The organism is Paraburkholderia sp. Cy-641 (assembly GCF_011752945.1).
GTDB lineage: Bacteria > Pseudomonadota > Gammaproteobacteria > Burkholderiales > Burkholderiaceae > Paraburkholderia.
This window is the reverse complement of sequence record NZ_VWWM01000009.1, coordinates 56,323-78,706: the sequence shown is the minus strand read 5'-3', so window position 1 is coordinate 78,706 and position 22,384 is coordinate 56,323. Positions and strand designations below refer to the sequence as shown.

The 22,384-nt window shown below is 65.6% G+C and carries 15 protein-coding genes and 1 pseudogene; 10 read left to right on the top strand and 6 right to left on the bottom strand.

Annotated elements, in window-relative coordinates; all coding sequences use genetic code 11:
• Positions 1-155: 155 nt before the first annotated feature.
• Together F3J20_RS07365 and F3J20_RS07360 are read right to left on the bottom strand one after the other, a co-directional pair.
• Positions 156-521: a hypothetical protein gene (locus F3J20_RS07365; RefSeq protein ID WP_167038166.1), complete on the bottom strand. Its 366-nt coding sequence runs from the start codon at positions 519-521 to the stop codon at positions 156-158.
• Between the two features lie 306 nt (positions 522-827).
• The gene (locus tag F3J20_RS07360) at positions 828-3,083 is read right to left on the bottom strand and encodes a hypothetical protein (RefSeq protein ID WP_167282823.1); all 2,256 of its coding nucleotides are present in this window, start codon (positions 3,081-3,083) and stop codon (positions 828-830) included.
• A 254-nt stretch (positions 3,084-3,337) separates the two neighbouring features.
• Between F3J20_RS07360 and F3J20_RS07355 the strand changes: the two genes are divergently transcribed.
• On the top strand, positions 3,338-3,961 hold the full coding sequence (locus F3J20_RS07355) for a glutathione S-transferase (RefSeq protein WP_167282821.1): 624 nt from the start codon (positions 3,338-3,340) through the stop codon (positions 3,959-3,961).
• 213 nt (positions 3,962-4,174) lie between these two features.
• Here F3J20_RS07355 and fabV read toward each other — a convergent pair whose 3' ends face one another.
• Positions 4,175-5,371, bottom strand: a complete 1,197-nt coding sequence (gene fabV / locus F3J20_RS07350) for an enoyl-ACP reductase FabV (RefSeq protein WP_167038161.1) — start codon at positions 5,369-5,371, stop codon at positions 4,175-4,177.
• Positions 5,372-6,397: 1,026 nt separating this feature from the next.
• Between fabV and F3J20_RS07345 the strand changes: the two genes are divergently transcribed.
• Positions 6,398-8,962 (top strand): transglycosylase domain-containing protein, encoded by a 2,565-nt coding sequence (locus F3J20_RS07345; RefSeq protein WP_167282819.1) that lies wholly within the window; start codon positions 6,398-6,400, stop codon positions 8,960-8,962.
• A gap of 139 nt (positions 8,963-9,101) precedes the next feature.
• Positions 9,102-9,476 carry a hypothetical protein gene (locus tag F3J20_RS07340; RefSeq protein ID WP_240162726.1) on the top strand — a complete coding sequence of 125 codons (375 nt, stop codon included), beginning with the start codon at positions 9,102-9,104 and terminating at the stop codon, positions 9,474-9,476.
• Between the two features lie 222 nt (positions 9,477-9,698).
• Here F3J20_RS07340 and F3J20_RS07335 read toward each other — a convergent pair whose 3' ends face one another.
• The gene (locus tag F3J20_RS07335; protein ID WP_240162725.1) at positions 9,699-10,907 is read right to left on the bottom strand and encodes a DNA-binding protein; all 1,209 of its coding nucleotides are present in this window, start codon (positions 10,905-10,907) and stop codon (positions 9,699-9,701) included.
• 384 nt (positions 10,908-11,291) lie between these two features.
• Here F3J20_RS07335 and F3J20_RS07330 point away from each other — a divergent pair, with 384 nt between their 5' ends.
• The 7 genes and pseudogenes from F3J20_RS07330 (at position 11,292) to F3J20_RS07300 (ending at position 20,600) form a co-directional block, all read left to right on the top strand.
• The gene (locus tag F3J20_RS07330) at positions 11,292-12,623 is read left to right on the top strand and encodes a hypothetical protein (protein WP_167282817.1); all 1,332 of its coding nucleotides are present in this window, start codon (positions 11,292-11,294) and stop codon (positions 12,621-12,623) included.
• A 69-nt stretch (positions 12,624-12,692) separates the two neighbouring features.
• Positions 12,693-12,833 (top strand): annotated as a pseudogene (locus F3J20_RS07325) (DUF488 domain-containing protein); the annotation flags it as partial.
• 57 nt (positions 12,834-12,890) lie between these two features.
• A complete protein-coding gene (locus F3J20_RS07320) occupies positions 12,891-13,493 on the top strand; it encodes a uracil-DNA glycosylase family protein (RefSeq protein ID WP_167282815.1) in 603 nt (200 codons plus the stop codon).
• A gap of 50 nt (positions 13,494-13,543) precedes the next feature.
• On the top strand, positions 13,544-14,776 hold the full coding sequence (locus tag F3J20_RS07315) for a tyrosine-type recombinase/integrase (RefSeq protein WP_167282813.1): 1,233 nt from the start codon (positions 13,544-13,546) through the stop codon (positions 14,774-14,776).
• A gap of 364 nt (positions 14,777-15,140) precedes the next feature.
• Entirely contained in the window at positions 15,141-15,746 is a 606-nt protein-coding gene (locus F3J20_RS07310) for a DUF2760 domain-containing protein (RefSeq protein WP_167282811.1), read from the top strand.
• A complete protein-coding gene (locus tag F3J20_RS07305; protein ID WP_167282809.1) occupies positions 15,743-17,614 on the top strand; it encodes an Hsp70 family protein in 1,872 nt (623 codons plus the stop codon). The genes F3J20_RS07310 and F3J20_RS07305 overlap by 4 nt, the downstream gene beginning before the upstream one ends.
• Positions 17,615-17,639: 25 nt before the next feature.
• Entirely contained in the window at positions 17,640-20,600 is a 2,961-nt protein-coding gene (locus tag F3J20_RS07300) for an Hsp70 family protein (protein ID WP_167282807.1), read from the top strand.
• Positions 20,601-20,681: 81 nt separating this feature from the next.
• Here the strand turns inward: F3J20_RS07300 and F3J20_RS07295 are convergent, their stop codons facing one another.
• Together F3J20_RS07295 and F3J20_RS07290 are read right to left on the bottom strand one after the other, a co-directional pair.
• Positions 20,682-20,954 carry a hypothetical protein gene (locus F3J20_RS07295; protein WP_167282805.1) on the bottom strand — a complete coding sequence of 91 codons (273 nt, stop codon included), beginning with the start codon at positions 20,952-20,954 and terminating at the stop codon, positions 20,682-20,684.
• Between the two features lie 294 nt (positions 20,955-21,248).
• A complete protein-coding gene (locus tag F3J20_RS07290; RefSeq protein ID WP_167038143.1) occupies positions 21,249-22,241 on the bottom strand; it encodes a sensor domain-containing diguanylate cyclase in 993 nt (330 codons plus the stop codon).
• Between the last annotated feature and the right edge of the window lie 143 nt (positions 22,242-22,384).

Below are 22,384 nucleotides of genomic sequence, written 5' to 3'. Positions count from 1 at the left end.
CTTCGACCCGAGGGGCCCTGATAAGCGGGGATTGAGGCCAGGGACTGAATTGCGGGGCTGAAACCGCAGGACTGAAACCCGTGACCGGGAAGAGGGAGCGGGACGCGGGAACGATGCCGGGAGCCCTGCCGCGAGGGCTCCGCTTCCAGGGGAGGCTAGTCTGCGAGCCGCTTGTCCGCGAGCGCGTTCTGGCAGTCGGCCAGCACCTGCTTGAGCAGCCGGGCTTGCGGGTCGATTTCGTCGGTATCGAGAATTTCTTCGACCGCATCGCGCGCCCAGTCGGCCTCGACGAAGCGCGCGTGGCGCCGCGCGATTTCGACCGCGGTGGCCGACAGCTTCGCGATAGAAAGCCAGTCGGCTTCGCGTGCGCGGCGATCGAGCCACTTGTGCGCGGACTGCACGTGAAACGCCGCGTCGGGCCAGTCTTCGTTCAGATAATAAGCGCCGAGGCTTCCGCACGTGAGCCAGCACAACAGCTCGAGGCGGTCACGGGGACTCAGATGTTGGCGTACATCACTCATGGCGACGCTCGCTGCGGTAAATGGCTTCCCGGTGAGGACGGCGCTGCGCCATCCCCGGCTTTCATCAAACGCTTTAATCAAACATTAGCACGCGGTATTCCCGGGCGGCAATTCCTGACCTACCCTGGCGCGCGGCGCGGCCGCGGGCCAGAGTAGGAGAGGGGATGCGTGGCGCGCAGGGCCGATGCGCCACACGTTTGCCACGCGAAAACAGCCGGCCCTGAATGGCCTCGCGTGCCTGATTTGCCGTTTTCCGAAGCCGCCTTCCGAGGCCATCTTTCGACGCCACCCTGGCCCCGAGCCGGACTACCCGCGCGCTTCGGTCCCCAAGGCCGTTGCCGCGCCGGCGAACGTGGAGGCCATCGCGGCATAGTGGTGCCACTCCAGCTTGTGGCCGAGCCGGAAGACCATGAAGGCGTTGCTGAGCGCCATTCTCAGGGCTTCCATCATGAGCCGGTCGGTGGTGACTGACGGGGTGGCCCGCAGCGGCGCCTCGGGAATCTGGCCCTTCAGCTTGCTGCCCATTTCGGCGAGTGTCGTCGAGATCGTCAGCGGCACGAACTCGATGGGCAGGAACCGGGTGTTGCGTCCCCAGTCCTTGGCGAACTGGAGGACCGGGTTGTCGTTCTCGCTGTCGAGGCCGATTTTCAGAACACGCATCAAACGCCCGTCCTCCGGTTTCGCACCGCCGAGGAACTGGCCGAGGTTGGCGAGGTTCTGCCCGATAGAGGACGTCAGGCCCGCGATCGCGGCGCGGTTGTTGACGTTCGACAGCCACTGGTTGCCGGTGGGCGGCCCGATGAAGCTCAGCAGCAGGCCGGTCGCGCCCAGGCTGGTCATGCCGCGCAGGAACGCGGTCTCGTGCGTCGTGAGGTTCTTCGACGCCTTGGTCACCGCCTCTGCCATCTTCGTTGCATCCTGGAACACCGTCTCGATCTGGGCCCGCAGTCCGTCGTTCTTGGGCAGGCTGTTGCTCACGTCAGTCGCCGCCTTCCGGATCGAATCGAGGTCCTGCTTGAATTTCTCCATCTGCGCCTCGTGATCGTGGGGCGAGACGGACTGCAACATGGCCCGGCTGGTTTCCATTGCCGCCGCCTCGGCGATGTCCTGCGCCGATCCGGCCGGGGCGGTGAGGGCCCGATGCACGCCGGACATGGAGTCGAAGGCCCGGACGATGTGCGCCTGCATGGCCGGGACCTGACTCGTCCACAAGTCATTAATCAGGGTATTCACATCGGTATTGCCGCGCCCGCCTTGCGTCACGAGCCCGCGGCCGTCTTCCAGGTCGATGTCGGATGCTTCGATCGGAAGAGCCCCGGCGGGTGCCTGCTGGCTTTGGGCCGCTCTCAGTTCGTCGGTATTGACGAATTCGATGGGCTGTCCGGCCTTATCGTTGCCGCCGCGCAGATGGCCGATGGCGCCGAGGACCGGCTTGTTCAGCGCGCCCGTCTGCAGCACGCCGCCCAGCCCAACCAGCCCGAAGCCGGCGATCTGCCCGAACGAGGGGGCGGCCTGTCCGCTCGCCGCATTGGTTCCGAATTGCCCGGCGAGTGTAATGAGCTGATCGATGGCCTGGCCGAATCCCTGGATCGTTTTGATATCTCCGCCGGCTTTGGCCCAGCGCCTCGGCCCATCGGTACCGGGGATGTACTCGCCGACCCCGGCGAGAGTCAGGGATAGCAGGATGCGCTGCGTGACCAGCAAGGCGGTTTTGGCGGTGGTTTCGAACGCGCTGGCCTTGCCCGGGAGGATGGCCTCCACGCCGTACCAGGCACCGAACTTGAAGCCCATCGCGATGGCAACTTCCGCGGCGGCGATCGCTTTCTGCACCGGAGTGGACTTCAGCCATTCGGTCCAGCTGCGACTCTTCGCCGTGTCGGCCTTGCCGGACCCCAGGGACTGGGTCAGGTGGTCGCGCAAGTGGTCCAGCCCCTGTTTTTGCAACTGCATCATGGATATCCAATGCTGGACCTCTTCAAGATGCCGGATCTGGGTGTCGTGCGGGACGGGGCGATCCGCCTTGTTCAACGCCGCCTTCACACGGCCGTGCATCTTGCCGATGTCGCGCAGCGAATCCGTCAATGTCCTGGACAGATCGTCGAGGTTGCTCAGCATCGTTTGCGCTTCTTCATGGCCGAGGCGCGCGAGCTGACCGGTCGACATATTCCGCAGTTCGATCTCGGGCGCCGTGCCGGCGCTCGCACCGGTGGCGGCCGGCGTCGCGGCCTCCGTCGAGGAGCGTTCCCGGCCGGACAGAGGCAACGACCCGCGCGGCCTGTTGGCGGTGGCCAGGCTCGGGTTCGAGCTCGGGCCTGAGTTCGTCGCGTCGCCCGAGTTCTGTGCCGTGTCCTGCGCCGGATTCTGCGACCTCGCACTGTTCTTCCTGCTGGTGCTGCGCGCAGGCAGGTGCGAGAAACGATCGTCCTGCGATCCTCGGGGCTGGACGGACGGAGTCGTCGTTCGTCGCGCGTCCTGAACGTCGTTGTCGTGCCCGGATGAGAGCACGCTGGCGGCTGCGCTGGAATCGCTGAAACGGGAGGAGGAGGTGCGGATTTCGGGCATGATCGGATGTCGGGTTGGGGAGTGGGACAAACGGCCTGTCCATCACCACTCCGGCCTGACGATCGGAAAAGATCGCGGACCCTGCACGCAGACTCATGCAGTGCTCGATGTGAACATACGGCTCGTCGACTATCGTTGCGAAAAAGACTGGCAGCGATAGTCGGCCTCCTGACGATTTCGTTCTTCCCTGGTCGCGAAATTACGGACGATAATCCGAATCCATCGGCTCAACCTCGCTCCACCCATAACAACCCATGCTGCGAATACTCGGCAAGACCACCTCGATCAACGTGCGCAAGGTGCTGTGGACCTGCGCGGAACTCGGACTTGCGTTCGAACAGGAAGACTGGGGCTCGGGCTTTCGCTCGACCGAGGTCGACGCATTTCGCGCGCTGAATCCGAACGCGATGGTGCCGGTGCTGTGCGACGGCGACTTCGTGCTGTGGGAGTCGAATTCGATCATCCGCTACCTCGCCAACCGTTATCGCGGCGCGTGGCTTTATCCCGCCGATCCGTGCGAGCGCGCGCGTTGCGATCAATGGATCGACTGGCAGGCGAGCGAGCTCAATCGTTCGTGGAGCTACGCGTTTCTGGCGCTCGTGCGGCGCTCGCCCGAGCATCAGGCCCCGCGGCAGATCGAGCTGTCGCGCGCGAACTGGGCGAAGCATATGGGGATCGTCGAGCAGCAACTCGAACGCACGGGCGCGTATATCGCGGGGCAGGCGTTTTCGCTCGCGGATGTGCCGATCGCGTTGTCGGCCAATCGCTGGCTCGACACGCCGATACGGCATGACGATTTTCCGGCGCTCGCCGCGTATATGGCGCGGCTGGCCGGGCGGGACGGTTATCGCGCGTATTGCCGCAACGGCACGCCTTGATTGGCAAGCTTTTACGCTTGGGTTTTCGGCGTGCGGTGTACTGCATGAGGTGTGCTGCGCGCGATGTACTGCATGAGGTGGCAGAGCAGGTCATGCAGTCACACCGCATGCAGCCACACCGCGAGCGCGGCGAAGAACCGCAGTAGGGACGAGACCAACCGGAACGCAACACCGGGAGCGGAATCGACAGATCGACTCCGCGCCCTCGCTCCATCAAACCTGCACGAGATTCGGAATCTGCACGTCCGGGTTGACGTCCGCGTCGTAATCGACGCCCTTCATCTCGAAGCCGAACAGACGCAGAAAATCGCTCTTGTAGCCGGCGAAATCGGTCAGTTCGTAGAGGTTGTCGTTGGTCACCTGGTTCCACAGTTCCTGCACGCGGCCTTGCACCTGCGGATCGAGTTCCTTGTAGTCGGCACGCAGACGGCCTTCGTCGTCGAGATGCGGCTGGCTGCCGTAGAGGCTGTCCTTGTAGAGGCCGTAGACCTGCTCGATGCAGCCCTCGTGCGTGCCTTTTTCCTTCATGACCTTGAACAGCAGCGACAGATAGAGCGGCATCATCGGGATCGCCGAGCTGGCCTGCGTGACGACCGCCTTCAGCACCGCGACGCGTGCATCGCCGCCCTTGGCCGCGAGCTTTTCACGAATGCCGAGCACCTTCTGGTCGAGGTCCTTCTTGGCCGCGCCGATCGAGCCGTTCCAGTAGATGTCGTGCGTGATCTTCTCGCCGAGGTAGGTGAACGCGGTGGTTTTCGCGCCGTCGGCGAGCACGCCGGCTTCGGCCAGCGCGTCCATCCACATCTGCCAGTCTTCGCCGCCCATCACCGCGACCGTATGCGCGATTTCTTCCGGCGTGGCCGGTTCGAGCACGGTTTCCTTGATGACTTCCTTGTCGGTGTCGATGCCGCGCAGGTTCACCGCCTTGCCGATCGGCTTGAGCACCGAGCTGAATACCTCGCCCGTCTTCGGATGCTGGCGCTTCGGCGCGGCGAGGCTATAGACGACGAGATCGACCTGGCCGAGATCGCGCTTGATGGCTTCGATCGTGCGCGCCTTCACCGCGTCGGAGAACGCATCGCCGTTGATGCTGGTCGCGTACAGGCCTTCGGCCGTGGCGAGCTTCTCGAACGCGGCGGTGTTGTACCAGCCGGCCGTACCCGCCTTGGTCTCGCTGCCGGCGCGCTCGAAGAACACGCCGAGCGTCGCCGCGCCCGAGCCGAACGCGGCGCTGATGCGGGCGGCGAGACCATAGCCCGTCGACGCGCCGATCACGAGCACCTTCTTCGGGCCGTTGGCGATGGGGCCGCGTGCCTTCACATACTCGATCTGCTCCTTGACGTTGGCTTCGCAGCCGGTCGGATGGGTCGATACACAGATGAAGCCACGCACACGCGGTTTGATGATCATGAAGCACCTCTTGTCGGAATTGCCGACATTATAGTGGCCCCGCCGCCGTGGCCGGGCATTCGCGCGGGGGCGGGTCGGCGCCGGTGCAGCGCGTGTTGCCACTCCGCGCAGCGCCGGGCAGCCTCAACCGAACCGTCCGTACGTGCGGACGTGCGAACCATCAGGCCAAAGGCCTATGCCGTTTCGAAGCGTGATTCGCATTCCGCAACCAATCTTCGGTATCCGGATATGTCACGCATAGTCGAGCGCGACACTACAGACACCATCCTTTATGTTCGGTTTGCCGAATCCGTGCACCTTTTTCGGAGATTTCCATGCGCTCCCGCATTCCGCCGCAAATGCCGCAAATGCCGCGAGTTACCGATCATCCTCAATGGGCCCAGGATCCCGGTCACCCCGTCGTCCCACAACAACCGGTCTGGCGAGGTCCGGCTCCAAACGAGCTCTTCCAGAACATGCCGCAGACAAGACAACGGCGGCCGTCCCTGGCGCCGGCAGGTCCGTTTCCGGTGATTCCGGGGACGGCGCATCAGCCCGTTATCCCAGTCACGCTGCAGACCCATATACGGAGATGATTGCCCACCGCCGAAAGATTACCAGCGATAGCCTGGCTGTCGACGACCTGTCGGCGCGCAAGTAAGAATAGATAAAACGCGCCCGTGGCCGGTTCGGATCGCCTTGATCGCGGATGGCCTCGAACATGAACCGTGCGGTGCGCCGGTCTCGCTTCGGGCGATGACGGTCCGCACGCAGCCGGCTCGCCAGTTGCGCCGCCCACTCGTCGTCGACGCTCGGGCTGGCGTGCGTCGGACACGTCGGCTCGACGACATTTCTCGAAGTCCCGATACAGCGATCCCTGACATGGAAGACGGTGAGCACGCGCGAAACGCATGGATGGAAGAATTGCCGCCGTGCGCGGCCCACATAACAGGCTATTGAAGCGGCACTGAGCATTCGAGCATCAAAAATCGGCGCCCACCCCACATCTTGGTACGATTGCGCCTTTCCCCGCGGACGACAGCAAGCGTGAAGCGCCTCATCTCCTCATTTCTGGCCGCCCTCGACCGAGGGTTGACCCTCGCGAACCCGCTTATCGCACAGGGCTGGTGGCATCTGCGCCATCCGACCCGCCGTACCGTCGCCTGGGGCTTCGCCGCGCTGCCGGTGCTGTTCGTGCTGTATGTGCTGCTGCTGATTCCGTTCACGCCGAGCATCGGCGACATCCGCAAGGCGAAGATCGAGCAGCCCGCGCAGATTCTCTCCGCGGACGGCAAGCTGCTCGCCGAATTCAAGCCGTCGAACCGCGAGTGGGTCAGCCTGAAGGACATCTCGCCGACCGTCGTGAACGCGCTGATCGCGACCGAGGACCACCGCTTCTACGAGCATTTCGGCCTCGACTGGCGGCGCACCGCGTCGGCCGCGCTGCACACGTTTTCGGGCGAGCGCCAGGGCGGCTCGACGATCACGCAGCAGCTCGCGCGCAATCTCTATCCCGACGAAATCGGCCGGGCGCCGACGCTCACGCGCAAGCTCAAGGAAGCGATTACAGCGGTCAAGATCGAGATGCTCTATACGAAGCCCGAGATTCTCGAGACCTATCTGAACACGGTGCCGTTTCTCTACAACGCGTACGGCATCGAGATGGCCGCGCGCACCTATTTCGACAAGTCGGCGGCCGATCTGAACGTGCTCGAAAGCGCGACGCTCACCGGCATGCTGAAGGGCAACAGCTACTACAACCCGGTGCTCAATCCCGAGCGCGCGCTGCAACGGCGCAACACGGTGCTCGGGCAGATGGTCAAGTACGGCAAGCTGACGCCCGCGCAGTACGACATCCTGAGCCGCAAGCCGCTGCGCCTCGATTTCGAGCGCCAGATCGAGCCGCCCGGACCCGCGCCGCATTTCACGCAGCAGTTGCGCAAGTGGCTCGTCGCATGGGCCGATCGCAACGACTACAACATCTATTCCGATGGACTCGTCGTGCGCACGACGCTCGATTCGCGTTTGCAGACGATGGCGACGCAGGCCGTCAAACTGCAAGGCAACCAGTTGCAGGGCATCGCGAACTCGGCATGGGGCACGCGCACGGGCTGCTCGGCGGACAAGGATCTGCTGCGCACGTTTCTGCGCGAAACGCCCGACTTTCGCGCCGCCAGAGACACGGGCCTGTCCGACGACGATGCCCTGAAGCATCTGCTCGCCGACCGCCCGCTCGTGCAGAACGTCTGCGAGACGAAGACGCGCGTGCAGGCCGACTTCCTCGCGATGGATCCGCGCACCGGCGAAATCAAGGCGTGGGTCGGTAGCCGCGACTTCAGCGAGGACCCGTTCGATCACGTGCAGCAGGCACGCCGTCAGCCGGGCTCGACCTTCAAGCCGTTCGTCTACGCGGCGGCGTTCGAGGCGGGTGCGAAGCCCGACGACAAGCTGCCCGACAACCCCGTCGAAATCCAGTTGGCGGGCGGCGAAGTCTGGAAGCCGAACGACGAGGACGAACCGAGCGGCCGCATGATCAGCCTGCGCGACGCGCTCGCGTATTCGCGCAACCGCATCACCGCGCAGGTGATGGAATCGGTCGGACCGCACAAGGTCGCGAGGCTTGCGCGCGCGATGGGCGTGCGCGACAGCGAGCTCGATCCGGTGCCGTCGCTCGCGCTCGGCACGAGCCCCGTCACGCTGAAGGAGATGGTCTCGGCGTACGGCACGATCGCGAACCTCGGCAATTACGTCGAGCCGCTGATGGTCACCCGCATCGAGGACCGCAACGGCAACGTGCTGGCCGAATTCGCACCGGCCGCGCCGAAACGCGAGCTGCCCGCCGATACCGCGCGTACGCTCGTCGACGTAATGCGCGACGTGGTCAGCCGCGGCACCGGCGCGAGCATCCGCACGCGCTTCGGCGTGCGCGGCGACGTCGCGGGCAAGACCGGCACGACCCAGGGCAACGCGGACGGCTGGTTCATCCTGATCCAGCCGCAACTGGTGGCGGGCGCGTGGGTCGGCTTCAACGACAGCCGCGTGACGCTGCGCAGCGATTACTGGGGGCAGGGGGCGCATAGCGCGCTGCCGATCGTCGGCGATTTCTTCCAGCGCGCGCAGCGCTCGCGGCTCGTCGATCCGCGCGTGAAGTTCGATACCGAGCAGCCGCCCGGCTGGTTCGCCGAGCGCGCGGAGCGGTTGCGCGACTGGATCGAGCATCTGTTCGCGCGCACGCCACAGAAGCAGGTGGTTGTGCATGCGCCGGCGCGCAAGGCGTCGGCGGGGACGTCCGGGGAGGCGTCCGTTAGTTCGCCTACTCCGCTTACTCCGCTTACTCCGCTTACTCAGGTTATTCCGGTTGTTCCGGTTGTTCCGGCTCAACCGGGGTCTGCGGCGGCCGGCGCTTCGGCGGCGCTGGCCGAACCGCGCGAATTGCCGCCGTTGTTGCCGACGCCGGGAACCGCTCCCGCGCCGGCCACCGGCAATGCCGTCGACGGCGAAACGCATGGCGGCGGCGCAGCGGCCATCGCGCCGACGCCCACGCCCGACGACGTCGTGCCGCCCGATGCGGCAGGTCAGGGCGGACAAGGACAAGGGGCCGCCAACTTCTGAGTGGCACGGCACCTGCATTGTTAAAAGACACGCAACAGTGTTTTCGGCGCGAGCGGCTGATCTCGCGCGATCGATTGCCGATAATCGAGGCTTGCTAAATCAGGCCGGGCAATCGGTCAAAAAATGCAGGTGCTGCACAATGTGTGATCTGAATTCGAACGGTATTCCCGGCTCGTGCGCGCGAAAGCCTGAGCCGGCAGAGAAGAGGGTGCCGCTCGCGGCCCGCGTGCGTGGTTTCGCCGCGGCGGTGCTCGCATGCGCGAGTCTCGCTGGATGTGCATCGAGTACCGACGTCGTCGCGACCGATAAACCCGGCACTTACACGGTCGCGGCAAGCGCAACCGGTGGACGCATGGCATGGGCCCGCGCGCATGAACTCGCGATGAACGAAGCGCGCGACTATTGCGAGCGCCGCGGTATGCAAAGCAGCGTAATGGCGGAAACCGTGAGCGGCGTGAGCGTGATGACCGAGCATGGATCGTCGGTCAATTTCGAGTGCCATCCGAAGTTCTGACGACAATGCCTGCGCTGAGGCGCAAGCGCACGCCGGTGCAGGTGTATCGACGAGGCTGGCGATATAGTCAGCGCCCCTACAGGTTCGATTCCTGTGTCGTTTGAATCCCCCGACGAAAATCGCGAGCCGTTTTGCGGATGCGCTCGCATTCTCTTTAATCATATGAGTCATGTGAGGCGCGCCGGGATTTCAGGTCCACGATTCGCCTTGCTGCCACTGTGCTCACTTCCTGGTACTCGTTCCCCGTTTGACGAATGACGCGCCTGCAAAGTCTGTCGTCGTTCGCCCCTGCGAGGCGTTTTTTTCACGCGAACGACGGGTAGGGCGTGTGGACGTTTTCGGCGCCCGTGCCGCTTCCAGCTTCCGCGACATCGTCTCGATGCGCTGCCGCAAGAGATCGGCCCTGGCAGTGCGTTCGGCCAGCAGTGCGTCCTTTTCCGCGAGTTGCGCGCCGCTCAGCGCATGCCGTGCGTTCGATGTGGCCAGCTCGGCCTTTGTCGCCGCGAGTTCGTCACGTAAGCCGTCACGCTGCGCGCGCGATTCGGACTCTAGCGTCGCCGCCCGCTCATGGCTGGCCTGAAGCTCCTTGCGCAGCCGCTGCGCCACGGCCCGTTCGCTCTCGATTTCGAGCAACGCGCGCTTTTCGGCGGCCGCAAGCCGTTGTTCGTTCTGTTCGTGCGCGCGGCGCAGCTTGGCCAGTTCGTCGGCGAAATCGCGGCGGGCGTCGGCCAGCGCGGCGATGCCCGCCGCAGTTTCCTGCTTCGACGCGGCAAGTTGCGCCGTCAGCATCGCGTTGGCGGTTTGCAGCTCGACGATGCGCGCGTCGAGCCCGCCGATCTGCGCACGCAGCGCGGCGGCGTCGTGCGCCGCCTGTTCCGCCTGCTGGCGCGCGTCGAGCCGCTGCGTTTCCCGTTCCCGTGCCTCGTCGCGTGCCGCCGCGATTTCGCTCTGCGCGTCCTGTCTGAACACGTCCAGCGCTGCGCTTGCGACGTCGTTGGATAGCCGCCAAAGCTGGGCCGCCAGATCGCCGGCCGCCGCCGCGACCTCGGGCGGCAGGTCCGGGCGTCCAACGTCGACGCGAGTCTTGTCGCGAACCTCGCCCCAGAAATCGCGCAAGGCCTTGGCCGGCGCGCTCATGCTGCCTTTGCGCACCAGTTGATAAAGCCGGTTCGCGGTCGGCGTTTCACCGTAGCGGAAAAACAGCAGTGCGCAGACTTCGCGGTATAGCACCTGAGTGTCGGATGCGCGTTCGCGGGCGGCTTCGATGTCGGATTCGAGCGTCATGGCGTGTTTGAGGCTACGGAATGAACGATAAATTGATAATACAACGTAATACGATAAAAATACTACACTTTCACCTCTTAAAAACGACATTAGTACTATAATGTCGTGTTTAAATTTATGGGAAAGCATCGACGGCGGTTCGCTCATCCCTGGGCGCGGCGACGTACAGAACGGGATTGCGATCCGTGTGACGTGGTAGCCGCCAACAGTAAAACGACCGCACCGGACTTTCCTGCTTCGCCGCATTGCACGGCTATTCGTCTTTGGAGCACCAAAAGATATTCAACGCGAGAAACTGTCCAGCCGGTCATCCGAGATGTATTCGCATCTAAAGAAAGAGTCATGAGCCCAACAATCGACGGACTCCGCAACCGGTCCGTATCGGCGTCACACCTTGCTGACGAGGCGTCTTCCGAGACGGCCAAGCCTGAGTCAAGTGCGATAGGAAGCTCGGCAAGTCCCCGGAGTCATCCCGTACTCAATGGCTTGAGCCCCCGGCCAAAGAAACTGCTGACATCCGCCGAGGCGCCTTTGGCCGCCTATGCGGCAGCCAGAACCCTTGTCGGCGAGGCGCTCGATCCCGAGTCAACTACCCAGCTTCGCAAGGCGAATGACGCGATGGACAAGGCGCGTCGCGCATTGTCAGCCGGAGCGGGCAATATCGCGCGAACCGGGAGCCCTGGCAACATGGATGCGCTACGGCGTACGAACGCGACGCGTGCGTTAGCAAAGGCGTTGAGTCACTCGCTGTGCAATCCAGGCGAAGAAACGGCGGCGCTCGTCCGTTGCTGGCCGCACCAGATGCTCAGCGAAGTCTTGCGGGACATGAGCGCAGAGGAAAGGAGCGACTTGCTGAATCATGTGGTGGCGGCAGCAACGGCGTTGTATGGAAAAAGTGGCAACTGCGACGAGTTTGCCGCAGTGACGGCCAGCTACAGCGAAGTACAAACGGCAAAGCGCACGCATGCCATCACGGCGGACGTGCCATTCGACCATGTCTGGGCGGAAAGCCGTCACGACGATGGCATTGCCCGCCCCCATGATCCCATTCTGGATAGCTGGCTGGACGGGCCACCCGTCTTGCGGGAGAACGCCCGCTTCGCAAACGCGGCCGAAGCCGATCAGCAGCATACCGCCGCAAATGATCCGCGCGTGTCTGCCGCAATCGATGAGATGGCGCATCGCCTTGGCAAAAGTCCAGAGGCGAAGGAGCTTTTCGATAAAGCCATGGATATGTCGGCTGAGGACATCGAACGTGAGAGTACCGGCAATTTTGAGCCGATGTCGTCCATGAACGATCGATTCATTTCCAATGCTCGAAGGAACCTTGGAAAGCAACAGCAGGCAGCGAGGCCTGAGTTGCTGGGTGACATTCAGGCGGTCGGGGTCGGACGGCAGTTCGATCTGCCGATCGCGTCCGCGACCAACAAGGGCAATGTCGCTCTGATTCGCGACCAGTTAGAGACTTTGACTCGTGCGGGCGCGTCGTTCGCGTCATTATCGCAAGCAGACGGCTCGCGGTTGGCCTCGCGTCCGATTGGGCTGCCGACAGGTCCCCGGATGGGCTTGCCGTCGGGTCCTCGGCCGGGATTGCCTTCGGGTTCGCGAATGGGCCTGCCGTCAGGTCCCCGGCCGGGGTTACCGTCGGGTCCGCGGATGGGCCTGCCGTCAAGTCCCCGGGCGGGGTTACCGTCGGGTCCGCGGATGGGCCTGCCGTCAAGTCCCCGGGCGGGGTTACCTTTGGGCCAACGGCCGGGGCTACCGTCTTCAAGGACCGTCGGTGCAGTTGCTGGCCCACGGTCTGATGGGTCGTCGCTTTCCGCACCTACAGAAACCGCAGCGAGGGACGCATCAAATATTTAACGATCTTTGTTCGCGGACAACCAGCGCTATCCTGAGCGCAACCCGTCTGGTCCCGTCCTGTGGCTCGGCCACCGGCGTATCATCACGGACTATCTGCTGGCTCGCCGCGAAACCGTGCTGCACATCATGGACGCGCATTACACGAGCGCCGCCACGATGACGCCGGGCGCGCAACCGCAAGCCGACGGCACGTTGATCTATCCGGCTTAGTCACCGGGCTGAGCCGTTCCAGGGCACCCCGGTCCATCCGTCACCTTGCCCCACAGAATGGCTGTCAAGAAACCCACAACGCTCGAAATCCTGCTCCGCGACATCCGCTCCTGCACCCTGTGCGCGCCGACGCTGCCGCATGCACCGCGACCGGTGCTGGCTGCCTCCGAGCAGGCGCGCATTCTGATCGTCGGCCAGGCGCCGGGCGCGCGTGTGCATGCGTCCGGCGTTCCGTGGAGCGATGCGAGCGGCAAGCGCCTGCGCACGTGGCTCGGCGTCGACGACAGCACCTTTTACGACGCGTCGAAATTCGCCATCGTGCCGATGAGTTTCTGTTTTCCGGGGCGCGGCCCGAGCGGCGATCTGCCGCCGCTGCCCGCGTGCGCCGAGCGCTGGCATCGCGAGCTGCTCGGCCACCTGAGCGCCGTGCGGCTCACGCTGCTGATCGGACAGTACGCCCAGCGCTTCGGTCTCGGCGCCGCCTATGGACCCAGCATGACCGATACGCTCGTCCGCTGGACCGAGTTTGGACCACGGATCATGCCGCTGCCGCATCCCTCGCCGCGCAACATCGCCTGGTTCAAGCGCAATCCGTGGTTTGACGCCGATGTTTTGCCGACATTGCGCGAGCGGGTATCCGCGGCCCTGGCGGCTCATTAAAATAAGCGCAATTACGCAACCGGCGTTCGTCCCCAGGAACTCTCCGAATCGTGTCCAAAGCCTTGCCGACAGCCGCATCCAGCGCCGACCTCGTCACCGTTCAGCCCGTCGAATCGCTCGTCGTGCCGGAACTGCTCGATGGCCGCGACGGCACCAATCGCGGCGCAAGCGAAAACTCGCAGCTGTCGGCGCGCAACGATCTCGACGCCGTGCGCGCATGGCTCTCCAATTACGCGGACACCAAGACCACCTTCGACAACTACCGCAAGGAAGCCGAGCGTCTGCTGCTGTGGGCCGTCGTGCAGCTCGGCAAGCCGCTGTCGTCGCTGACGCACGAGGATCTGCTGCTATTCAAGGCGTTCATCGCCGATCCGCAGCCCGCCGCGCGCTGGGTGTCGGCGAGCGGCGGCAAGTTCGCCCGCAGCGACGAACGCTGGCGGCCGTTCAACGGCCCGCTGTCACCGGCCAGCCAGCGCCAGGCGCTGATCATCCTCAACGCGATGTTCACGTGGCTCGTCAACGCCGGCTATCTGCGCGGCAATCCGATGGCGCTGCTGCGGCAACGCGCGAAGCGCTCGGCGCCGCGCGTCACGCGCTATCTGTCGACGTCGCTATGGGACGAAGTGAAGCTGTTCGTCGAGCAACTGCCGCAGGACACCGACGCGCAACGCGCCTACTACGCGCGCTGCCGCTGGTTGACCACGCTGTTCTATCTGCAAGGCATGCGGATTTCGGAAGTCGCGGGCGGCCAGATGGGCCAGTTCTTCAGACGGCTCGGCGCCGACGGTCAGGACCAGTGGTGGCTCGAAACGCTCGGCAAGGGCGACAAGGAGCGGATCGTGCCGGTGTCGGCGGAACTGATCCAGGAGCTGCGCAATTACCGCACGCTCAACGGCCTCGCCGCCTTGCCCACGCGCGCCGAGGAAACACCGCTCGTGCTGCCGTTCAAGGGGCGAAGCCGCTGCCTGTCGCGCTCGGCGGTGCATGATGCGATCAAGGGCATCTTTGCCGGCGCGGCGATGTGGCTGCGCGCGCGCGGCCCGGAATTCGCCGATCGCGCCGATGAGCTCGAACGCGCGTCGGCGCACTGGCTGCGCCACACAGCCGGTTCGCATCAGGCCGATGGCGGCGTCGATCTGCGCACGATCCGCGACAATCTCGGCCATGTCTCGCTGAATACGACCAGCCTTTATCTGCATACCGAGGACGATGCACGGCATACGCAAACCGTCAAACGTCATCGCATGAACTGGGATGCGGCGAAATCGAAAGACGGCAATTGATCAACCCGCCGCTTGAGCCGCTCCCGCTTTCCCCGCATTTGCCCGTTCTTCCCCCGGCTTCGCGCCAATCCCGCCCCATTGCCCGCTAGAATTATCGGCTTTGCCCGCGTCGGGCGCGCCGCAAGGCAAAATACGGGTTTTGCGCGCGCCGTATGCGCCGCGTCGGCGTATTGCGAATTGCCCCGCGGGGTGCCGCGAACTGCCTTGCGGCGCTGGCCTGCCCGGCGGCCGGACGGCGTTTTTCCTGCGGCGCGCGAATCCGCATCATCACGGCCCTGCCCGGCCCGTCAAGGCTTCGCGGCCTCTGACGCCCGTGGCGCGGCGAGGACGGCTCGTCCTTTGACAGAGCCCATCAGGAGCATTTATGAGCAATTCGAACCCATCCTTCCTCGGCCGGATTTCACTGGCTGTCGGCACGTTTTTCAGCATCCTCGGCAATGGCGGCTTCGCGGCCGACGTGCTGCGCCTGCGCAACGGCGAACCGGTCGGCGCGGCGCCCGCGCCCACGCCGGCCCCTGCTGCAACGCCGACGCCGACGCCGGCGCCTGCTCCGCAGCCGAAGCCGCAACCGGCCCCGGTGCTGAAAGAAGCGACGCCCGACGCCGCCCTGCAACTGCTTGGTCTGCTGCAACGCGATGCGCGTTTCATCGACTTCGTCGAGGAAGACATCAAGGGCTATAGCGACGCCGACATTGGCGCGGCCGCGCGCCTCGTCCACGAAGGCTGCCGCGCGACGCTGCGCGAGCACTTCACGATCCGCCCGGTGCGCGACGAAGCCGAGGGCAGCCGCGTCACGCTGCCCGCGGGCTTCGATGCGAGTTCGGTGCGGCTGACCGGCAACGTCGTCGGCAGCGCGCCGTTTAACGGCAGCATCAGCCATCGCGGCTGGCGCGTCGACGAGGTGCGTCTGCCGAAGCTCGCGGACGGCCATAACGCGAAGGTCATCGCCCCGGCCGAGGTGGAGCTATGAGCGACGCCCGCTATTCGATCGGCATCGACCTCGGCACCACGCACTGCGCGCTGTCCTACGTGGACACACACGCGAGCGACGGCGAGAAAACCACCCAGGACGTACTGCCGATCGCGCAGCTCACGGGCCCCGGCGCGATCGACAATCTGCCGCTGCTGCCCTCGTTCCTTTATCTGCCGCACCCCGACGAACTGGCTTCGGGCGACCTCTACCTGCCGTGGACCGGCCAGCGCGAATTCGCGGTCGGCGAGTTCGCGCGCAGCCGCGGCGCCGGCACGCCGATCCGGCTCGTGTCGAGCGCGAAAAGCTGGCTGTGCCATCCAGGCGTCGACCGGCGTGCGGGGATTCTGCCGAACGATGCGCCGCCCGAAGTCGCGCGCGTCTCGCCGCTGGAAAGCTCGGTGCGCTATCTGACGCACCTGCGCGAGGCGTGGGACCACACGCACCCGGACGCGCCGTTCGCCGACCAGGACGTCACGGTAACGATTCCCGCCTCGTTCGACCCGGCCGCGCGCGAGCTGACCGCCGAAGCGGCCCAGGCCGCCGGCTTCACGCGCATGACGCTGCTCGAGGAACCGCAGGCGGCGCTCTATAGCTGGATCGAGAAAAGCGGCGGCCAGTGGCGCAAGCAGGTGCGGGTCGGCGACATCATCCTCGTCGTCGACGTCGGCGGCGGCACGACCGACCTCTCGCTGATCGCAGTGATCGAGCGCGACGGCAATCTCGAACTGCATCGCGTCGCGGTCGGCGATCACATCCTGCTCGGCGGCGACAACATGGACCTCGCGCTCGCGCACGTGGTCGCACGCAAGCTCGCCGCGCAGGGCACCCAGGCCGACGCGTGGCAGTTGCGCGCCCTCACCTACGCGTGCCGTTCGGCGAAGGAAACGCTGCTCAGCGACGCCGCCACCGACACCGTGCCGCTCGTCGTGCCGAGCCGCGGCTCGAAGCTGATCGGCGGCTCGATCCGCACCGAACTGACGCGCACCGAACTGACGCAGACGATCCTCGAAGGCTTCTTCCCGCAAGTCGATAGCGCGGCGCGTCCGGTGAGCCGCGCGCGCGTCGGTCTGACGCAGCTTGGTTTGCCGTATGCGCAGGACGCCGGCATCACGCAGCATCTGGCGGCGTTCCTCGGCAGGCAGGTCGGTGCGCTGGCCGAACTCGCAGGGTTCGGCGGTGTGGCCGCCAATGACGCGGCCAACGCGGCCGCGCAAAATGCGAGCTTCCTGCATCCGACCGCGGTGCTGTTCAACGGCGGCGTGTTCAAGTCGGCGCTGCTGGTCGAGCGCCTGATGGGCACGCTGAACGGCTGGCTCGCGGCCGAAGGCGCGGCAAGCGCGCGTCTGCTCGAAGGCGCGGACCTCGACCTCGCGGTCGCGCGCGGCGCGGCCTACTACGGCTACGTGCGGCGCGGCCGCGGCGTGCGGATTCGCGGCGGCACCGCGCGCGCCTACTACATCGCGATCGAATCGGCGATGCCGGCCGTTCCCGGTCTCGAACCGCCGGTGCAGGCGCTGTGCGTCGCGCCGTTCGGCATGGAAGAAGGCACCGAGGCGGAACTGCTCGCGCAGGAGTTCGGCCTCGTGGTCGGCGAACCCGTGCATTTCCGCTTCTTCGGTTCGTCGGTGCGTCGTCAGGATCAGGTCGGCACCTTGCTCGATTACTGGAGCCCCGAGGAATTGCAGGAGCTCGAGGAAATCCAGGCGACCCTGCCGGCAGCCGGCCGCGCGACGGGCGAGGTCGTGCCGGTGAAGCTGCACGCGCGCGTGACCGAGGCCGGCACGCTCGAACTCGAAGCGATCCCGCGCGGCTCCGAGGAGCGCTGGAAGGTCGAGTTCGACGTGCGCGGCGGCGCGCAGGCATGAGCGAGCGAGTGAGAAGGCTGCGCAGATGAAGCGATACAGCGTCGGCATCGATCTCGGCACCAGCAACACGGTGCTCGCCTACGCGGAAACCGGATCGCACGAGATTCGCGTGTTCGGGATCGAGCAGCTCGTGAGTCCCGGCGAAGTTGCGGCGCGTCCGCTGCTGCCGTCGGTGCGCTATCACGCGGCCGAAGGCGAGCTGAGCGCGGCCGATCTGCCACTGCCGTGGTCCGCTGCGAGCGCCGCCGCAGGCCACGGCAGGGACGCCGCACAGCCGGTGGTGGTGGGCCGGCTCGCGCGTCTGCTCGGCGCGCAGGTGCCGGGCCGGCTCGTCGCGAGCGCGAAAAGCTGGCTCTCGCACGCCTCGGTCGATCGCATTGCGCCGATCCTGCCGTGGGGCGCGCCCGACGAGGTCCGCAAGGTCTCGCCGGTCGAGGCAAGCGCGAGCTACCTCGCGCACGTGCGCGCCGCGTGGAACCAGCAGTTTGCCCACGCGCCGCTCGAACAGCAGGACGTCGTGCTGACGGTGCCGGCTTCGTTCGACGAAGGCGCGCGCGCGTTGACCGTCGAAGCGGCGCGGCTCGCGAGTCTGCCGTCGCTGCGGCTGCTCGAGGAGCCGCAGGCCGCGTTCTACGACTGGCTGTTTCATCATCGCGAGCGCCTGGCCGGCGAACTCGCGAAGACACGGCTCGTGCTGATCTGCGACGTCGGCGGCGGCACGACCGATCTCACGCTGATCGAAGTCGCGTTGCGCGGCGACGGCGAGCCGCAGTTGACGCGCATCGGCGTCGGCAATCACCTGATGCTCGGCGGCGACAACATGGACCTCGCGCTCGCGCATCTGGTCGAGGCGCGGCTGCCGGGTGGGGCCGGCGGTGCCGCTGGCTCCGGTGACGTCAGGCAGGCGCCGCAGCGCTTGTCGGCGGCGAGCCTGTCGCAATTGGTCGAGCGCTGCCGCAGCGCGAAGGAACAACTGCTTGGCGTGCAGGCGCCGGAGTCGGCTTCGATCACGCTGCTCGGCGCCGGGTCGAAGCTGATCGGCGGAGCGCGCAGCGCGCAGGTCACGCGCGACGAGGTCGAAAAGATCATCGTCGACGGGTTCTTTCCGAAGGTCGCGGCGCACGAACGGCCGGGGCGGCCGCGCGGCGCGATTGTCGAATTCGGTCTGCCCTATGCAACCGACGCGGCGGTCACGCGCCATATCGCGGCGTTTCTTGAGCGCTTCGCGGCGCAGTCGCGCAAGGCGCTGGCCGTGGGTGCAGAAGCGGATGCGAACGCAGATGCGCCGGCGGATACGGCCGGCGCGTCGGGCCCTGGCAACGCAACCGCCCTGCCCGTGCCCGACACGCTGCTGCTCAACGGCGGCGTGTTTCGCGCCGACGCGTTGTCGCGCCGTCTCGCCGAAACGCTCGGCGACTGGCGCGGCGCACCGCTCAACGTCCTGCACAACGACAATCCCGACGTTGCGGTGGCGCGCGGCGCGGTGGCCTATTCGCTCGCGCGCGCGGGCTTGGCGCCGAAAATCGGCGGCGGTTCCGCGCGCAGCTATTTTCTCGTGCTCGACGAAACCGGCGCGGGCAAGCCGGATTCGGCACACGGCTCAACCCAGGATTGCGCGCCGAACCCGCCACACGACACCCCACCCGCATCGCGCGGCATCTGCCTGCTGCCGCGCGGCACCGAAGAAGGCCACGAGATCCTGATCGCGGAGCGTACCTTCGCGTTGCGGCTCGGGCATCCGGTGCAGTTTCACCTCGTGTCGTCGAGCGCGGACACCGTTTATCAGCCCGGCGAACTCGTCGATCTCACGGGCGGCGACTTCATTCGTCTGCCGCCGGTCGCGACCGTCGTGCAGCCGCGCGACGGCCAGAATGCGCGCGAGACCACCGTGCGCATCGCGACGACGCTGACCGAAGTCGGCACGCTCGACGTGCACTGTCTCGCGCTCGACCACCCCGCGCAACGCTGGCGGCTCGAATTCCAGTTGCGCCGCGACGCCGCGCAGGTGGATCTGCCGGCGGATGCCGCGCACGAACGCCATCCCGCGCTCGATCGCGCGATCGAACTGATCGACCGCTGTTTCGGCTCGCGCGCGCAAAACGTCGATCCAAAGGAAATCAAACGGCTGCGCGCGCAACTCGAACAACTGCTCGGACCGCGCGATAGCTGGAACAGCGCATTGCTGCGCGAGCTGTTCGGCGCGCTCTGGGAACGCGCGCGCCGCAGACGGCGCTCGGCCGATCACGAACGGCTCTGGCTCAACCTCGCCGGCTATTGCGTGCGACCGGGCTTCGGCTATCCGCTCGACGAATGGCGCGTCGAGCAGCTGTGGTCGCTGTTCGACGACGGCATTCAGTACGTCAACGATAGCCAGGTCTGGTCCGAATGGTGGACGCTGTGGCGCCGCGCGGCGGGCGGCCTCGGCGAGGACGCGCAACTACGCGTGCTCGAGGCGATGGACTATCTGGAGAAGGCCGCGCAAGCGCGCCACAAGTTGCCGTTCGATGTCGCCAAGACCGGTTTTGCCGATAGGGTGCGGCTGTCCGCCTCGCTCGAACGGATTCCGGCCGAGCGCAAGATCGAACTCGGCGAGGCCGTGCTCGCGCGCCTGAAGAAGCCCGCGGAAAACCACCAGAGCTGGTGGGCGGTCGGGCGTATCGGTGCGCGGCAGCCGTTCTACGGCAGCGCGCATAGCGTCGTGCCGCCCGCGGTCGCCGCGCAATGGCTCGACGCGATTCTCAAGCTCGATTGGAAGAAGATCGACCCCGCCGCATTCGCCGCCGTGCAGATCGCGCGCATGACCGGCGACCGCTCGCGCGATCTGCCTGACGATCTGCGCGCGACGGTCGTGCGGCGGCTCGAAGCGGCGAGTGCGCCGCGCGCGTGGGTCACGATGGTCAGCGAAACGGTCGCGCTCGATAACGCCGATGAAGGTCGTGTGTTCGGCGAGTCGTTGCCGGCGGGGTTGAAGCTGATCGGCACTTGAGGCTTGAGGTTGGAAGCCTCAAGCCGAGGCGTTTTTTGCGGGCAGCGCGCCTGCGCTGTTCCGCCCCGGTTTTCCCGCGCTCTATTGACGCAATCTGAAACTCAGCACCGCCTGCGCCGCGTCGAGATCGCCTCGCTCCTGAAGTCTCTCCGCGAGCAGTTCGCGAAACATCGGCAGCTTGTTCGCGTCGTGTTGCTGGCTGAACTCGCGCAACACCTCGGCAATTGCCGCATGCTGGCTTTCCGGCGTCAGCGTACTCGCGACGTACGAACTGCCGCGCGCCAATTCCAGCAGATAAAGCAACCGGCAATGCGTCTTCTCGGCTTGCCGGCCAGGTTTGCGTCCACGGGGCATCGTTATTGTTCGCAGCCGTTATTCATAAGGTTATCTCAACAGTGCAAGCTTAAGAAAACCTTATGACCGTTCGTGCAGCGGCAATTTGCGCGTACGATTTTGATCGTACGCATTAACGGGGAAGTAATGGGGAATGCGTTGCCTGCGATAGGCAGGCATGGTACGCATCGCCGGCCGGAAACGGGAAAACAGCGAACAGCAAGCGCAGGCAGCGCTCAAGGCAAGCCAACTGCGTGCCCGATCGTCAGGATCGCTGATGATCGGGTACGCCGCGCCGTACTATGGTTTTACGCTTTACGCCATCGTTACGCGGTTGCGCCCGCTATGCTTCGAGCGATACAACGCCTGATCCGCACTCGCGAAACCATCGCGATGCGCGGGCCGCGACGACTCCGTGATGCGCGTCAGCGACGCGCCCACGCTGACGGTCACGATGCCGAGCGGCGACGCGCCATGCTCGATCGCGAGGTCGGCGACACCACGGCGCAGCGCTTCGAGCGTGTCTTCGAGTTCGAACGCTCGCGCCTGCAGCACGAGCAGCCCGAACTCCTCGCCGCCCATGCGTCCGGCGACGATGCGCTCGTTGTCGGCGGCGGCCTGCATGACCGAGGCGACCTTGCGCAGACATTGATCGCCGGCCTGATGCCCGTACGTGTCGTTGTACTGCTTGAACCAGTCGACGTCGACCACCACCGAGCCCATTACGTCGCCCTCTTGCGCTTCTTTCCAGCGGCGCGCGATGCTGTCGAGCAGGAAGCGGCGGTTATAAAGCTGCGTGAGCGGATCGATCGCGGTGGCGGTGCGCATCTTCAGATCGTTTTCGATCATCGCGCGCAGATGGTAGAACACGCCGCGTTGCCCGGCATCGAGCCGGCCCGGCGACGGGTCCATCGCGCACAGCGCACCGACGATCTCGCCGTTCGGCGCGCGTAGCGCAATCGCCGCATAAAACCGCACGAACGGATGACGCCGCACGAGCATGCATTCGCGGAAGCGGTGGTCGTGATGCGCGTCTTCGATCACGAACAGATCGGCGTCGCGCACCGCATAGTCGGCGAGCGAGCAGGCGCGCGTGACGAGCGGCATCGCCATGCCGACTTCGGCGCGGTAATGCTCGTGCTCCTCGTCGAGCAGCACGATTGCGGTGATCGCCGCGCCGGTCACGCTCTTGAGAATCTCCGCCGCGTGCGTGAAGCATTCGCGCATTACCTGATCGTCATGCAACAGCCATTCGATGACCGAAGACTCCACCTCGGCTTCGCCGGTCGCGGGGGGCTCGATGGGCATCCGGCTGGCCAGGCGGTCGTTACTGTAAGCGAGTTGCACGGCGAGGTTCCAGAATGGGATTAGCTCATGTCAACGGCATAGGCCGGCGAAACTTGAGCGCCGATCGAGCGATCGCGAGAAAAGATGACGAGGGGGCGTGATTG